At 70.1% G+C, this 16,458-nt stretch carries 10 protein-coding genes; 6 read left to right on the forward strand and 4 right to left on the reverse strand.

The genetic code is table 11. The features are described from left to right. Positions 1–18: 18 nt before the first annotated feature. A complete protein-coding gene (locus ACVMYR_RS17910; protein ID WP_091278186.1) occupies positions 19–222 on the forward strand; it encodes a DUF397 domain-containing protein in 204 nt (67 codons plus the stop codon). 65 nt (positions 223–287) lie between these two features. Further along, positions 288–1,187, forward strand: a complete 900-nt coding sequence (locus tag ACVMYR_RS17915; protein WP_141722199.1) for an SWIM zinc finger family protein — start codon at positions 288–290, stop codon at positions 1,185–1,187. Here the strand turns inward: ACVMYR_RS17915 and ACVMYR_RS17920 are convergent. Next, positions 1,162–2,046 (reverse strand): hypothetical protein, encoded by an 885-nt coding sequence (locus ACVMYR_RS17920; RefSeq protein WP_457122261.1) that lies wholly within the window; start codon positions 2,044–2,046, stop codon positions 1,162–1,164. The genes ACVMYR_RS17915 and ACVMYR_RS17920 overlap by 26 nt on opposite strands. Positions 2,047–2,242: 196 nt before the next feature. Further along, positions 2,243–5,836, reverse strand: a complete 3,594-nt coding sequence (gene pglX, locus ACVMYR_RS17925) for a BREX-2 system adenine-specific DNA-methyltransferase PglX (RefSeq protein WP_457122262.1) — start codon at positions 5,834–5,836, stop codon at positions 2,243–2,245. A 175-nt stretch (positions 5,837–6,011) separates the two neighbouring features. On the opposite strand from pglX, the gene ACVMYR_RS17930 reads away from it, so the two are divergent. From ACVMYR_RS17930 to ACVMYR_RS17945, 4 genes are read left to right on the forward strand one after another with little or no spacing between them, the layout of a single operon-like run. Further along, positions 6,012–6,563, forward strand: coding sequence for a hypothetical protein (locus tag ACVMYR_RS17930; protein WP_457122263.1), 552 nt, complete (start codon positions 6,012–6,014; stop codon positions 6,561–6,563). A gap of 11 nt (positions 6,564–6,574) precedes the next feature. Beyond that, the gene (locus tag ACVMYR_RS17935; protein ID WP_457122264.1) at positions 6,575–7,870 is read left to right on the forward strand and encodes a DUF3696 domain-containing protein; all 1,296 of its coding nucleotides are present in this window, start codon (positions 6,575–6,577) and stop codon (positions 7,868–7,870) included. Further along, on the forward strand, positions 7,860–8,825 hold the full coding sequence (locus ACVMYR_RS17940; RefSeq protein ID WP_457122265.1) for a hypothetical protein: 966 nt from the start codon (positions 7,860–7,862) through the stop codon (positions 8,823–8,825). The genes ACVMYR_RS17935 and ACVMYR_RS17940 overlap by 11 nt, the downstream gene beginning before the upstream one ends. Positions 8,826–8,846: 21 nt before the next feature. Further along, the gene (locus ACVMYR_RS17945) at positions 8,847–10,532 is read left to right on the forward strand and encodes a DUF262 domain-containing protein (RefSeq protein WP_457122266.1); all 1,686 of its coding nucleotides are present in this window, start codon (positions 8,847–8,849) and stop codon (positions 10,530–10,532) included. Here ACVMYR_RS17945 and pglW read toward each other — a convergent pair. Together pglW and ACVMYR_RS17955 are read right to left on the reverse strand one after the other, a co-directional pair. Continuing rightward, entirely contained in the window at positions 10,529–14,950 is a 4,422-nt protein-coding gene (pglW, locus tag ACVMYR_RS17950; protein ID WP_457122267.1) for a BREX system serine/threonine kinase PglW, read from the reverse strand. The two genes, ACVMYR_RS17945 and pglW, sit on opposite strands and share 4 nt — an antisense overlap. A 145-nt stretch (positions 14,951–15,095) precedes the next feature. Next, positions 15,096–16,088 (reverse strand): hypothetical protein, encoded by a 993-nt coding sequence (locus ACVMYR_RS17955; protein ID WP_396737083.1) that lies wholly within the window; start codon positions 16,086–16,088, stop codon positions 15,096–15,098. Positions 16,089–16,458 lie beyond the last annotated feature (370 nt).

Below are 16,458 nucleotides of genomic sequence, written 5' to 3' on the forward strand. Positions count from 1 at the left end.
GGCCTGAGGAGCACTGCGATGACCTCGCCCGACCTTGCGAACGTGACGTGGCGTAAGAGTTCGCGTAGCAGTGCAAATGGGTCTGACTGTGTAGAGGTGGCCGAAATCTCTTCCGCGTTGGCGGTGCGGGACTCCAAAGACCCGGGTGGCCCTGCGCTCCTCTTCGACCGGGACGCCTGGTCGTCGTTCGTCGTCGGCCTGCGGCGCGGCCTGCGCGGCTGATCCCTCGCCGAGTTGATCGCCGCCCTGATGCGGGCGGCATCACCCACACCCGGTTAGATGGCCGGATGGCGGTAAGCATCGACATCGAAGCCCTGCGGGACGCGGCCGGTTTCGTGGCCTGCGCAGCGGCGGACAAGTTGCGGGCAGCCGGTCAGCCGGTGGAGTTCGCGCCGGCCGGCGGGGGAGCATCCGGCGTGGTCAGGGAGGCCGGGCAGCCACCGCTTGAGGTCTGGGTGGGCATCACGGCGGACGGCTTCACCGCCGAGTGTGACTGCCCGGACGGCGCGGGGCTGTGCGCGCACGCGGTGGCCCTCACGCTCGCTGCCCTGGACGAAGGTCTCGCCTGGTCCTCGGCGGCCACGCCACCGTCGGCCCTGGCGGTCGACCCCCGGGTCGCTGGGCTGGTCGAACTCGCACGGAACATCCCCGCCCGACGGCTGGCGTTGCTGGTCGCCGAGTGGGCGGCCACGGATCGCGTGCTGGAGAGCAGGTTGCGGGCACAGGCCGGTCAGCTCGCGTCCCTCACCGCCGCCGAGCTGAACGACATCCGTCGCACGATCGACAACCTGGCCCACGAGGCGACCAGCGGTAACCATTGGGATCTGCACGACGTGGAGAAGGCCGGGCGGGCGATCGTCGAGGAAGTCGAGATGCTTGCCCAACGACCGCCGACCGAGGAGACACTGCTGCTGGTCGAGCGCGCCGCCCGCGCGTGGGACGGACTCTCCGGCTACCTCTACGACGCCTGGGAGACGTACGAGGAAGAGCCGGCCGAGATCGGGGGCGCGCTCCGGGCGGTCCACGTCCAGCTCTGCGAGCAGGTGCAGCCGGACCCTGACGAACTGGCCGCCCGGCTCGCCGAGATCATCGAGGCGGCCGAGGTCGACTCCTGCCTCGACGAACCGTGGGACTATCTCGCCGTGCTCGGGCACCAACGGGTCAAGGCGCTGCGGAATCGCCGCTGATATCCGTCACAACACCCGCGCTGCATGCAGCGGATTGCTGGCCGGCTGTCGGACGGTCAGTCTCCTGACAGCAATGCCGGGGCGACGTTGAGATGCTGGGCGGCTGCGGCGAGCCCTCTGTCCTTGGCATCGCCCTGTGTAGCTTGCCGGAGCACCACTTCCAGCCGATCTGGGCGAGATTGTCCGCACCTAGACCAAGCGGCGTGTCGGCGTAGTTCTCGACGACCTCGACGACGACCCGGTCGGCGTTCAGATGCACAGTCCGAGCTGCCCGGCTTAGCTTGGCCTCGCGTCCGGAGTCGCGTCGCTCCGAGTCGTAGCCAGGTGGGATGGCCTCGACGTTGCCGCGCCGCCAAGCATTCATCAGTTCCCTGATCTCCGGATAGTCGGTAAGCACTTCGAGGCGGTAGCGGGGCAGCAGCCTGCGCAGGGCCCAGAACAATGCACGCAGCTCAGCGGCCAGTTCTCCAGGTCCGTCGTAGCGGCGGGTTGTGGTGGTTGCCCCGAGACCGTAGTGGCCGTCGCTGGCGAGGTAGCCCAAACCGCGAGGGTGAATGGTCGCCTCAGGAGTCGGGACATAACAGCCGACGACACCCACTCGTATAAGCGATCCCTCGGGCACGACAAGCGCGGCGAGTTGCTCTTCGATCATCCAGCGATCCCACCTTAGCGACTGCATCGCGCCGTTCTTGATCTCGCGCGGGCTGGCAGGACGTAGTTCCTTCGGGTTGTCACAGACGCGACGGGACTTGAGGGTGGCCCACGGCTCGGGATGGATCCAGCCGTCACCTTGTGGTACGCAGATCACGCCACAGTTTTCGCAGATGTGCTCCTGCGTATTACCGGCTTCGGCTTGCATCCTGTACCCCCTGGAAGTCGTACCTACGAACGGTTGACGGAAACCTCCGCGGCCGTAGCTTCCAGGTGTATAGGGTTCCGCCGCAAGTCGGAGTCGTAGGCCCGACATTGGCTTGCTCAACAGGGCCGCCGACATCGATCCATTGACCTGCTTGGACTCATCTTCCTTATTCGCCGTTTACGTAGTTGTTTGGCGATCAGGTCTGTTGGTGCCGCCGGCCACGGGTGGCCGGCGGCTGCCAGCCGGTCAGGTCGGCCTCGGTGAGGTGGAGGTCGTTGAGCCGTTCGTCCAGGAAGCCGCTGTAGGCGTCCGCCGGGGATTCGTCGGTGTCCGGGTCGATCTCCCCGTGCCACTGGCGGACCCAGGGCAGCACCTCGTGCAGCCCGGCCAGCAGCGGCGTCAACTGCTCTGCCGTCCAGCCGTCCGCCTCCTGACGTTGGACGATGAGCAGGGCGAGAGCCTGCGCCTGATCGCGGTGGTCCCAGCCGGCCCACCCGATCAAAAGCGAGGGATCACCCGCCCGCCCTGCGCCGGGGTAGGAGATGAAGCGCTCCTTCGGCACGTCGAGCTTTCCCCGGTTGCCCCAGAAGCTGTTCTTCCGGAAGTCGACGGGCTTGTACTTCGGCGGCGCCGGGATCGTCTTGCGGATCGCCTGTCGGGTCGGCTCGTCGGGGGCGGCGTCCTCTTGGCGCTGCTTCTCCCAGACCAACTCCCACTCGGCCCGCTTCGTCAGGCCGCTGGCGGTGTAACGCAGCTTCGACAGATACGGGACATGCTCGCCGTCGATAAGGTCAGCGAGGATCCTGGGCAGTTCCCGGCTCGGGTCGAAGAGGGCGGCCACGGCGAGGACGTTCGGGTCGCGGCTCAACTCGTCGGCGAGTTCGGCCACCGACAGCGCTCGGGGCTGCGGATTGCCGTTCTCGTCCGGGGCATACCACAGCTCCCGTGCCTCGCACCGGTCCAGCAGCCAATCCCGCAGTGCGGCGTCGAGCAGCTTGTCCCAGCCTGGGGTGGCCCAGCGGCGCTTGCACTCCGGTCGCTCGATTAGCGCGAGGTAGCGGTTCGACTCGATGACCTCGATCCGCTTCCGGACCACGGCCCGGTATTCCGGCGACCAGTGATCGGGCAGCTCGGTGATCGGCGTCGAGCCGTGCCGGACGAACCACTGCGTGTCGGCGCTGCCCTCCTTCACCTTCCGAGCGAGCACGATTTCGAAGGCCCGCTCACCGAGGCTCAACTCCGGCACGGAACGGGCCGGGGCGGTCAGTTCCTCGGGCAGCAGGCCGTACTGCGCGTAGACCTGCCAGTCCAGCTCCTCCTGAAGCGCGATCATCCGGCCCCGGAGCGAGTGCCACTCGCGCTCGGCGTCGGCCAGGCGCTCGGCGGTCGGCGTCTCCTCGGCCGCGACCGCCGCCGGGCTCGCGGCCGTCAGGCACTGCGCGGCGGCGTCCAACTCCCGCGCCAACGCCAACGGGTACGCCTCCGGAAGCGGAAACTCCTGCAACTTCGTCCCGTTGAACTGGTAGAACTCCTCCCACTCATCTCCGCGATAACCCTCGTTGACGCCACCATTGCCCTTACCGTGGCAAACTTGTTTCAGCCAGAAGCAGGCAGTTGAACTGTTCAGCACCCCGACCAGTTGGATGTGTTCTTGTTCTGTTGCGGCCTCAGGCAACTTCATTACTGGCGCAGTTTGCTTGAATACCTTGCTGCCGCGGTTGAATGAGAAATGATTGTGAGTTGATACCTCACTGAAAGTGATCGAGAGTGGGATGCGGTAGCGTTCCGAAACCCACCGGTACCAGGTCCACCATGTGTCACCAGCTTCTTCCCGCGTCTCGCCGCCGAAACCGACGGTGCCCTTGAGGGTCGCCCGAAAGGCCCAGAGGTGTTTTCCCCAAGCCGACTCCGGTAGATAGTGAAGGGGCTTCAGGTCCTGGTCGTAGGGGACGAGTGCGTCGATGGGGTGGGCTTCGGTCCAGTCGCGCACCGAATCGCCCGTGACCAGGGATCTGTGTTCGGCGATGGCATGCCGGGCAAACCAGGATCGTGGCGCCACGAAGACATCGTCCTGCCCCGGAAAGCTGGCGAACCCCACCTTTCCATTGATCCGCTGCCCGAGCCTGGCGGGCGAAGAGCTGATCCGATCGAGGAGGTCAATGGCTCCGCCGCCCTTCAGGCTCCATGGGAAGGCAGCGAGTTGTTCGCGGGGGTGGTTGACGACGGAGATCCATTCGGATTCCGAGCCCGCGTCGCGGTACTGCCGGAGGATCGCCTGCCAAACGTGGCCGTTGCGTGCCTCGGTGGGTGCCTCCGGCTCGCCGCGCACCCCCATGACCGTGCGGACCGTGTCCGCGCCGAGCTTGGCCGAACGCTGGCGGCCGACCATGATCACGGTTGGCGTGCCGTGGCCGGGGATGTAGGCCCCGGACGTGTCGATGACATGGGTCAGGTCGACCCGGCTGGCGAGGTAGTCGGTGATCAGCTTCCGGCCGAACTCGCGCTTCATGAACGAGTTGGCGGTGATCTGCCCGACGTAGCCGGACCCGCGGCCGTCCGACTCTGCGCGCTTGGCCAGGTCGAAGAAGCGCTTGGCGAAGGGCACCGACAGCGCGTACTTGCCGGAGCACACGTCCCGGTAGGACTCCCGGTAGACCTCGTTGAGGCTCTTGTCCTTTGGCGTGACGTAGGGCGGGTTGCCCACCACGACGTGGTAGCGGCCCTCGCGGAGCATGTCCGGGTAGTTGTCCAGGTCCTCCGTCGCATACCGGAACCGGGCCAGCTTGTCCACGTCGTCGAAGAGGGTGAGCTGGCGGTCCCTGAGCAGGGAGTCGCCGGTGGCGATCTGGAGCGGGAAGACGTACCCCTTGGTCTGCGCGAGTGTCGCGAAGCCGGCGGCGCGCAGCGCGGCGATCAGCAGTCGGAACCTCGCGATGGCCACCGCGAACGGGTTGACGTCGACGCCGTGCACCGCGAGCAGGGCCTGCCGGACGACCTCCTGCGGGTCCTTCTCCGGCTCGGCGGCATGCCACGCCTTGCAGAGCCGGTCGAAGACCTCCAGCAGGAAGTGCCCGGAGCCGCAGGTCGGGTCGATCACCTTGACCACGTCGTGGCCGAACTCGTCGAGCGCCGGGGTGAGGGTCAGGTCGAGGATGAACTCCTCGACGAAGTCCGGCGTCTGGAGCAGCGCATACGTCTTGCGGGCCGCTTCCGACAGGTGCTGGTAGAGGTCGCCGAGGAAGCGGGTGCCCCAGGCCGGGTCGGTGAAGTCGTGCACCAGCATGCCGTCGTCGTCGCGCCGCCGCCAGAAGGCGATCAACGCCTTCGCCGCGTCGTGGCTGACCGGGATCTGGTACGCCGGGTTGTGCTGCTTGTCGAAGAGCAGCGCGCCGGCCTGCGACTGGCGGATCTGCTCGAAACCGGCGAGCAGCCAGTCCCGGTCGGTCTTCTCCCGGTGGCGAGCGAAGAAGTCGTCCTGGGACTCCTCGGCCAGCACCGCCCGATCCTGGGTCGGCCCGGCGAGATAGCAGGCGTCGCCGAGCAGGCCGTTGTCCTCGCAGAACCGGACGAAGACGGTGCCGAGCACCCACGCCACCGCCGCCTGGGTGACCCGCTCGTCGCGCCACTCGGTCCAACTGGCGGCGGTCCGGCCAAGCCCGAACGCCCGGTCGTACTCCCCGCGAAGCCTGGCGTGCAGCCCGTCGACCTCGGCGATCTGCGCGACCAGGTCCTTCTCCAGCCTGCGGACCTGGACCTGGAGATCCTTGCGCAGCGCCTCCTGGTCGATCACGTGACCGCCCTCCGTTCCGCTCCCGGCACCCGAACCGGGCCACCCTACCGGGCGTCGGCCCGTGACCTGGTACGGCCTGTTGTCAGGGACCCGACAGCGGCCCGCGAGTGAATGAAGCTCTGAATTCACGTCCCGGTCGTTAGGCTGCCACGCTGACCGGAGGGTGGAGGTGGGCGTGCGGATCATCGAGGGCACGGTCGACGAGATCGTCGAATACCAGCGGCGGACGAGCGCCGACGTCGATTCAGTCGACGATTCAACCGGGGCCGCCCCGGAGCAGGAGCCTGAGGCGGCGGTCAGCACCTCGGCCCTTGGCTCCGACGACGTGGACAGCTTCGCGATTCTTCAGTTCGTGTACGCCTGGGCCCACGACGGTGCGACCACCCGGCGGGTGCTCACTTACCTGCGCCAGGCGTTGGAGCAGGACACCCTGATTGAGATCGGCCGCTCTGATCGTTCTGACGACGGCTACACCGACTATCTGATGGTGCGCGACGACGCGCCGCGCCGGTTCGGTGCGGTGGTGTACGTGAAGCCGTCCAACGGCGGGCTGACCCTGAGGCTGCGTCCGGAGGACGTTGCTGACATCAACGACGAGCGGGTCAAGCTTCGCCGTGTCGCGGCAAGCCAGCAGTACGCCGTCACCTGCCGGCTGGTCGACGACGAGGCCGTGGAGTTGGCGCTGATGTTGACCGGGCGGGCCCTCGCCAAGGTCCGTCCGGCCTGATCGGGTTACCCATGACTCTGGTCCGGATGACCCTCGGCAGCTACCGCTGCTTCTCCCGCCGGCAGGACATCGAGCTGCGGCCGGTCACGCTGGTGCTCGGCCGCAACAACGCCGGCAAGAGCGCGCTCGTCCGGGCCCCGGTGGTGATCGGCACCGGCATCCGCACCGAGTCGCCGGAGCCGCTCGACCTGGACCAGATCGGCGAGACCATGGTCGACTCGTTCACCGACCTGGTCTACGGCAACCGGGCGCGGGGCAGCTTCCAACTCGGCCTGGAGTTCGACGGAGCCGCCGGCCTGATCGAGTTGTCCGCCACGGTGCAGCACATCCGGGAGCACCACACGCAGGTGGTCAGCGAGCTGGCCGTCAGCGTCGACGAAGTGCGCCATTTCGGGTTGGAATGGGAGCTGACCGACCCGCGCCGAGCGCCCCGATACACGGTCGAATCCGATGGCGAGACCTGGCCCGAGGTGCCGTTGCGCTTCGAAGGGCTACTTCCGATCGAGGTGCTTGATCACGACAGGCCGGAGGACGACTTCCCGCCTGATCTCGATGCGCATCTGCGGGAGCTGTCCACGGACATTCGGGGGAGCTATCCGGAGGTGCGCTACTTCGGGCCGTTCCGGGACCGCCCGCAGCGGCGCTATCGGCTCCCCGGCCGGACCCCGGCCGAGGTCGGCATTCTGGGCGAGCACGCCGCCGGCATCCTCGCCAGCGACAAAGTACGTCACCAGAGCCGGCTGATCCGGCGGCTCAACGACGAGTTCTCCGACTACCTGCCGGGCTGGAAGCTCGACGTCGCCGAGCGGGGCGGCATGTGGTCGGTGGTGCTCACCTCCCGTGACGACGACACCATCCAGGTCAACCTAGCCGACGCCGGCACCGGCGTGGCTCAGGCGCTGCCGGTCTTCGTGCAGCGGGCGGCTGATTTGCTCGACCCCACCGACCGGCCCGTGCTGGAGATCATCGAGCAGCCGGAGTTGCACCTGCACCCCGCCGCGCACGCCGCGCTGGCCGATCTCTACCTGACCGCCGCGCAGCGGACCTCCACCCAATTCCTGATCGAGACACACAGCGAGACGCTGCTGCTACGCCTGCGGCGGCGGATCGCCGAGGGACTCGACCCGGAGTTGGTCGCGGTCTACTTCGTGGACTCCGTCGACGGGGCGGCTACCGCCCGGCGCATCCACGTCGACGAGTTCGGCAACCTGGACTACTGGCCGGAGGGTGTCTTCTCCGAGGACTACGAGGAGACCAAGAACCTGGCCCGCGCCCAGTGGGAGAGGCGGGACGCCCGTGCGGGTTGAGCTGACCGCCGACGTCTTCACCGACACCGACGACCCCGCCAGGCGGTACGACCCGAACGACCTCTACGTCCTGCTGCGCTGCTTCCCCGACCGCCGGCACGACTGGGTGACCGACCTCGCGGTGGTCGCCGCCGTCGAGACGTACCTGCCGAAGCACCTGCCCGAACTCGCCGACACCTACCTCGCCCTGGCCCGCGACGCCATGGTCCAGCAGGCGTGGACCGGCACGACCCAACAGGGCGACGTGGTCCGGGTCAGCCGGGCCGACCTCGCCGACCACTCCGCCGACCTATGCCGACCGGCGGTGCTCGTCGTCGAGAACAGCACCTCCGACGGGGGTTTCCTGCACACGGTGGCGTCAGCCTTGCGGCACGAGCGGGTCGTGACGGCGCTGGAACGGCACTGGTTGGAGGTGCACAGCGCGGGCGGCAGCGGGGAGGTCCCCAAGGTGGCCCGGGAACACGCCGTTCGGTATCGGCGACTGATCCGGGTGGTCGCCCTGCTCGACAGCGACAGCCTGATCCCCGGGCAGCGGACCGCCAACCATGACCAGGCCGACAAGCTGGCCGCCGAAAAGATCACGGTGCACGTGCTCGCGATGCGGGAGGCGGAGAACTACGTGCCGCACCGGGTGCTCGCCGGAATCGGCAGAGCGAAGGACGCGTCCCGAAGGCTGACGGCGCTCAAACGGTTGACCCCGCAGCAGCGTGGCCACCTGGACATCAAGAACGGGCTCGGCAGCCGGAAGCCGTCCGCCGTCGAGAAACAGCGGGGACTCTTCCAGGACCTGGACCTGGCGGTGCAGCTCGGCCTGCGCGACGGGTTCGGCGACAATGTGCTGGAGCGGCTGGCGGAACAGCGGGGGCGTGTGACCGAGCAGGACTTCGCGGCTCTCGGAGACGAGGTCGTCGCCGAGCTGCGGACGCTGCTCGACAAGATCGCCAGCCGGATCTGAGGACGGGAGCGAGAGCGACTGATGGCGGACCACGCCGAGGAGAGCACCGTCAAGCCGGAGGTCCTGCTGCTGGAGCAGCTGCTGGACGAGGTGGCGGCGGGCCGGCTGCGGGTGCCCCGGTTCCAGCGCCCGTTCGTCTGGCGGCCCGATCAGATGATCGACCTCTACGACAGCATCGAGCGGGGATACCCGATCGGCAGCCTCCTGGTCTGGGACACGCCGAAGGTGCTGCCCAGCCTGGATCAGGTCGCCGGCATCGACATCCCGCCGGCGCCCACCGACGGCACCGTGTCCTATCTGATCGACGGGCACCAGCGACTCTCCACCCTCTTCGGCACCCTCGCCCGCCGGCCGGCAACCGCGACCGAGCCGGGGGAGTGGGTCTGGTGGGTATACCGCGACCTGGGGCTGGGCAGCCACCCGGAGCCCCGGTTCAGCCACTGGCCGGGCGGCGAACCGTCGGCCCGGCTGCTACCGATGCAGGCGGTGCTGCGCACGATGGAGTTCCTCGCCCACGCCCGCCGGCTGACCCGCGAGGTGCCCGACCCGCAGGAGTGCGACGCGCTGGTCGAGGAGGCCGAGCAGCTCGCCCAACGAATCCGGTCCTACAAGGTCGCCGTGGTCCGGCTCGTCGGCGGGGACCTGTCCCATGCGGTGGAGGCGTTCTCCCGGCTCAACAGCAGGGGACAGCAAATCACCCCGGACCAGATGTTCTCCGCGTTGACCTACCGCACCGAGGCCCAGTCCACCTTGGCCGACCGGATCAGCGCGATCCGGGACAACCTCGGCACCAGCGGCATCGGCAAGGTTCCCGCCAGCACCGTCTTCCAGACCATCCTCGCGATCGCCGGCGAGGAGGACGTGCACGCGCCGCAGTCCGGGGCGCTGGTCGACCGGCTCCGGGACGACCTCGACGACGCGGTCCGGGCGGCCGAGCCGGCCCTGCACCGGGCCGTGCAGTTCCTCAGGTACGAGGTCGGCGTCCCGGCCGCCCGCCTGGTGCCGTACCCGCAGCAGGTCATGCTGCTCGCGGCCTTCCACCATCTCGTGCCCACGCCGGAGCGTTGGCAGGTCCGCAGCCTGGTCCGCTGGTTCTGGGCCACCTCCTGGTCCGGTGTCCTCGCCGGCAGCAGCGAGTTCCAGACCCGGCGGGCGCTGCGGCAACTCCAGGACTTCGCCGGGGGCGAAGCGCTGGACCTCCAGGAGCATCGGGCGCAGCCCGTCCCGGACTGGTTCGACGCCGACGACGGCCGGATCCGCGCCTACCTGCTGTGGGAGCTACGCCGGTTCCCGGAGCGGCTCGGGCTCACCGGCGGGCTGATCGACCTCGAGACCCTGCTCGCCCACTCCGGGACCGCCGCCTACCGTCCGGTGGTGACCGGGGTGCCGGAGGAGTCGTGGCCGGCCAACCGGATCATTCTGCCCGGCGGTTCCGGCCGGCCGGCCCGGGAGGAGTTGGCCCAACTGCCGCCGAGGGTGCTCCGGCGGGTGGTCACCAGCCACGGCATCCGCGCCGAGGCGTGGGCCCACCTCGTCGCCGGGAACGGGACGGCGTTCGTCCGGGCGCGCGCCCGGGACCTGGCCCGCTGGGAGGCGGAGTTCATGGACGAGTTGGGCATCCGACCGGCGGTCGAGTCGGCCGGCTTTCCGGTCTGGCGCGACTACGACGACGGCGTGAACGCGACGCCGCCGATCGAGGTCGACTAACCGACCTGCTCGGGCCGGCCGCGGTGGGCGTTGCTGACCCAGGCGTCGGGCAGCACGACCCGCTCGTAGGGGGGCCCCGGCACCACCGCGTCGTCCAGGCGCGGCAACTCGGTCGGGTCCTCCATCGGGCAGAGCAGCCAGACCGGCCCCGCCCCGGCGCGGGCCGCCTCTGCCACCTCCTCCAGCAGGTGCATCCCCCGATAACGCACCAGCGGCGCGGCGTCGACCAGCAGCAACGGGACGCGCCGGTCGGGCAGCGCCAGCAGCGCCGGCCGTAGGCTCTGCCACGCCCGGCCGGTGAACTCGGCGAGCTTCAGGGCGTCCCGGGAGTTCGGGTCGGCCCGGTCGGCGGTCAGCACGGTCTGCCAGGTCGGCTTCGGCCGGGACTGCACCAGCGTACGCAGCTCGGACACGAACCTGTCCGCCACGCTCACCGGCCGACCCGCGAAGCGGGTGGCCAGCTCCCGCGTCGCCAGTTCGTAACGGTCGACGCGGATGGTCAGCACCCGGAAGCCACCCTCCTCAGCGGCGGCGGTGAGCTGCTGCTCCGCGCGGAGCGCTGCGGCCAGTTCGGGCGAATCGGCCGTCCACGGGGTGACCGTGGACGCGGTGGAGTGCCGGCGCGACGACTCGAACCGGGTCGACGACAACGAGCTTCGCCGGGCGTAGTAGCGGCCGGACCGGTACACCAGGTCGAAGCCGGCCTCGGCGAGCAGGCGGTCCAGCTTCGGATGGGGCGGCAGTGTCGGCAGTTCCGGAAACCGGGCCTGGACCTTGTCGGCGATCTGCTTCCCGCTGAGGCCGGCGGGCTCGGCGTCCCCCACGGGCGCGGGCACCACCCCCGCCTGGGCCAGTCGCAGCGCCCGAACCGGATCGAGATCGCGGGGATAGATCTCCAACCGGGGTGACGCGGCTGCCGTCTTCGACGCCACCGCTGCGAGCTGCACCATCCGGCGCTCGTCGAGCGCGATGCCGGTGCGGCCGGTGCGCGGGTCGACCGCGGCGAGTTCCCGCAGCACGGTCGCCGGGCTGGGCAGCACCTCCTGACGGGCGAGCGCGTCCGCCACGCCGCCGAGTGCGTCCGCGTAGTCGAGCAGCGCCGGCGCGGCCGGGGTGTCCTGCGGCTCGGCCCTGCCGGGCTGAAGCGCGAAGAGCAGGCGGTCGCCGTGCCGGCGGGCGGCGAAGCGGGCCTCCTCCGTCAGCGGGTCGATCTCCACGGCCGCCCGCACCGCTGCCGTCGCGAGCGCCCGGCGCAGCTCCTCCCTGTCCTGCGCCGAACCACGGCGGATCAACAGCGCGGCGGCGAGTTCCTCCGCCCCCATCACTCGGCCGCTCTCGGCGAGCAGCTCGATCAGTTCGAGCCGGACGGCCTTTACCACGGGGTCGACGTGCCAACGCCTGCGCTGGGCCATCAGGAACTGCGCGACCCGTCCGGGGCTGACGCCCACCAGGGTCGCGACTGCCGGCTGCTGCGACCACGAGGGCAGCTGCGGGAGGTTGCCGGCCTCGTCCGGCAGCCGCAGCAGCAACCGGATCGCCTCCACCTCGTTGCGGTTGCGCCCGCTCGGGTGCGGGACGGGCAGCAACCGGGCGGCCACGGCGTCCAAGCCGACCGTGGCGAACGCGGCGAGCTCCGGTTCTCCGCCGTCGGTGATGGCACCCGCCTGCGCCGCCGCGTCGACCTCCGTGCGGGCGGCGGCCCGCGCCGCCGCGCTCGTCGGTGTCGCCTCGTGCTCGCCCAGCCGGTCCCGCCACTCCCGCAGCCGGCGTTGCAGCTCCTGCCGGGTCTTCGCGCCGAGACCGGGCAGGCTGAAGAGCTGCTTCGACCCCAGGGCCAGCAGCTCTCCGACCGTGGTCGCGTCAAGCCGATGGGCGGCGGAGACGGCCCGGGGGCTGAGGCCGGACGCCGCGAGCGCCGTCGCCCGCGTGGCCCGCTCGGCGGCGGCGTTCCGCTCGGCTTCGACGGCGGCCCGCTCGGCGGGAGTGGACTCCGCCTCGTCGTCGGGATGCACCGAGCCGACGGGGGCAGCGTGGTCGGCCCGGCGGAAGACCTGCTGCCAGGCGTCCCGCATCTCCTTCAGGGAACTGTGTCGCCGGCTCGCGTCCCGGTCCAGCGCCCGGGTGAAGAACCCGACGAGACCGTCCCGGACCGCCGGGTCGAACGCCTCGACGGCCAGCACGGGCGGCCCGTCGGTGTACCGGGGCTCGGTGGCGCCGTCCCCCCACACCGGCAGCTCACCCGAGGCCATCTCGTGCAGGGTCACCGCGATCGCGTACCGCTCGGCGTGCTCGTCGTAGCGGGGGCGGGCCGTGGTGCCGAGGAAGGGGTCGAGATATCGGGGGGTGCCGGCCTCGATGTCCTCCAGCGGCACAGCGGCCAGCGAGAAGTCGAAGAGCACGAGTTGGCGCGTCCGGTTGGGGCGGATCCGGATGGCGATGTTGTCCGGCTTGATGTCGCGGTGGAGCACCCCCTCGCCCTCCAGGTGGTCCACCGCGCCGAACAGATAGTCGGCGTACGTCTCCAGCTCGTCCACCGTCAGCCGGCCGTCCTCGCGTAGCTTGCGCGCGACGGTCTTCTCCCCGGCGTGTTCGAGCACGAGCACCCAGCGGGGCGGCAGGTGGATGGGCTCCTCCCGGGCCAGCCGGATGATCCGCGAATCCTGGTGGAGGCCGCGCAGCACCTGCGCCTCGTGCGCCAGGCGGCTCGCCTTCTCGTCCGAGAGTGCGACCTTGAGCACCTCCTGCGCGCCGCTGCGCAGGTTCTCGGCGAGGAAGGCCCGGGAGGTGGAGCCGGTGCCCAGCTTCTTGACGATCCGCCAGTCCGCGACGGTGTCGCCGACGCGGGCCTCCAGCAGGTCCACCGAGCCCGTCGCCTCCGTCGGCGATGCGGACGGCGTGGTCAGTTCCTCCTCGACCAGCGTCAGCATCTCCAGCAGCTCCGCGACGCTGGACAGGCGCCGGGCGGGCACCGGCGCGGTGGCCGCCTGGACCAACTCGTCCATGAACTCCGAGATCGAGTCGGCGGACGACGAGGGGCGCAGCCCGTCGTCGCTGGCCAGCCGGGTCAGCAACTCACGTCGGTCAGCCGCCGGTGGCTGACCGGAGAGCAGCAGGTAGGCCAGGGTGCCGAGGCCGAAGACGTCCAGGGCCACCGGGTCCGGCGCGGGGGTGCTCAGCTCCGGTGCGAGGTAGGCCTCGGCCGACCGTTCCAGATGAGCGCCCAACTGGGAAGTCGGCGAGACGCGTAGGGCCGCCCCGCTGTCGCTGACCGAGTCGGGCAGCCGGCTGGCCGCCTGCCAGTCGCTGATCTGCACCACCGGGCGAAGCCAGGCGTCGTCCTCGGCCTCTCCCCGGGACCGGGGCCCGGGGAGCACCAGGACGCTGCGGGCGGAGAGGGCGCGATGGTGCAGCCGGCGTCCGTGTGCGTAGGCGACGGCCTCGGCGAGTTGCCGGATCATGTCGAGCCTCGCCCCGATCTCCAGCCGGTCGCCGTGCTGCGCCATGAAGTGGTCGAGGCGTACCGCGCGGGGGTCGTGCCGGAAGATCAGCGCCGGCCCGCCCTCGTGCGGCTCCATGGTGTCCACCCGGACGATGCCGGGGTGGTTCACGCCGTGCAGCGCCAGCATCTCGCGGCGGGCGGCCCGTTCGATGCTGGCGCGCTCGGCCTTGCCGGAGTTGCGTTCGACGAGGTAGATGCGGACCCGCCGGTGCTCGTGCTCGAACTGGGCGTGATGGGCGAGATGGTCCTGCCAGGTCGGCCCGACGTCGAAGGGCGCGGCGTCGAGCTGCCATGAACCCACCTGGTGGTACCGACGGCTGCGGGCGATCCCGACACCGGCCAGCAACCGGGGCAGCGCCCGCGATATCTCCGGCGTGACCCGCCGTCGTTCGTCCTGCGGCGGGCGGCCGAGCAACCCCGACCAGATCCCCGGCAGCACGGACCTTCCGGAGTCTCCTTCCGGTTCCGGCCCGAAGACCCAGTGCAGCTGATGCTCGGTCAGGGCGATCTGCAGGTGCGGCAGGGACAGGAAGACCGCGCCCTGGATGAACGGAATGCGAATCGCCGAGCGGTCCTTCAGCGCCTGCGCGGTCAGCAGGGAACGGAGTCGCTTGCCCTTGAGGTCGGCCAGGTGCAGGGGATTGTCGAAGGTGCGTACGGAGTCGCTGCTGAGCAGCCAGTTGGCCCCGCTGTTGGTGAGCCGGCCGCTGAGACTCTTGATCTCGACCAGGTAGATGCCGCTGGGCGCGGCCACCAGCAGGTCGACCTCGTGAACGTGCCCGGTCTCGGCCGTGAAGGTGAAGTTCGACCACGCCCGGTACGGCTCCGTGTCGGGGAGAAGCCGGCGGACGTGTTCCAGGGCCGCGCGCTCTCGCTCGAACTGAGCCGGCGTGACCGTGGTCCAACGGCTGTCCTGCACGCCGCCCCCTCCAGGTAACCTGCTGGCTGATCCGTCCGCCTGCCACGTGACTGGATGAACGCGCTGATTCACCCAGTGCCGTTACACACGGTCGCACTGCCGAGCCTGCCACCTCGACCCGCCCCCGCCCAGCCCGCCCCGCCTCTCAGGCCCACGGGGCGAGCGGATACCAGGGGATGATCTCGCGGCGGGCCAGCAGCCGGACGTCCCAGTAGAGGAACGTGAACGCGCCGGCCACGATGAACGCGACCGCCGTCAGCACCGCCAGCCGGCTCGGCCGCTCGGCGAACCACCGTTGCAGGCGGGAGCCGGCGAGCCAGGCCAGCAGCAGGAACAGCACCGCCATGATGACGATGTTGCCGAGGGACTGGAGCGTGAACGCCGCCGCGCCGTACAACGGGTTGCCGCTCTCGGCGGCGTCGCGGAACATCTGCCGGAACAGCGGGAAGGGCCGCCCGATCAGGAAGCCGGCGATCAGCGCGCCCATGAAGACCATGGGCGCGTTGGGGAACCGGCGGGCGATCCGGGCGAACGGGTCCGCGACGATGCCGAGCGAGGCCAGGCCGAGGTAGACCATCACCAGGCCGATCAGGCCGAAGACGACCATCGACTGGATGCTGCGCGGCGACAGGCCGCCGGGCGTGGTCGGGGCCGTGGAGAACTGCGGCATCGCGGTGCCGACGAGGCCGACGATCGCACCGTACGTCGCCGACACCGCGATCATTCCAACGGACATCCAGCCCAGCGGCTTCAGTGGCTGGGCGAACCGGTGCAGGCGGCTCCCGGCGGTGGTGCCGGTCAGCGGGGCGATGGCGCCGAAGGCGGCGATGTTGCAGGCGGTGAACGTGCCCGCGATGCCGGAGACGAAGGCGAACACGATGCCCGCCGCGATGCCCTGGATGGGCGTCTCCTTGGCGTCGTGGCCCAGCAGCGTGTTGGCGACGTTGTCGCCGATGGTCTGGTCCACGAACTCGGCCGACCAGACCACGGTCAGCAGGAAGCCGCCGAGCACGCTGAGCAGGACGATCAGTGCGCGCCGCCGGGGAAAGTGCCCGTTGACGAAGGTGGACGTTCCCGCGCCTGCGCTGTCGGGCCGGAGGTCCACGGGGGATCGGGACGAACGATGGGTCTGCGTCACGCTGCGCTCCTCATGCCGAGGGGGACGAGACCCCGGCGGGGGCGCGTCGGCGACGCCGACGACGACGCCCGGACCGGGAGGCCGGCACCGCCGGCCGGTTGGACATCGCTCGCCACCGATATTCATTGAGTTAGGTCGATGTCCAACCGCAGTATGGCGTCGGGTCGACCGACCGACTTCTTCGATCGTGCCCAATCCCCCCACGCCCACTGCCCGCCCCGGTCTCGCCCCGTCGGCGTTCTTGGACAGTTCCTGTCCGGGGGCGAGCACCAGCTGTCCAAGAATCGAGGCGCCGCCCCCATCCCGCGCGGCCCGCGCCGTCCACGTTCCCGCGATCTTGCACTTGGGGCCCGGGCGAAAAGGGCGTATG

The sequence above is a fragment of the Micromonospora sp. PTRAS2 genome (genome assembly GCF_054052245.1).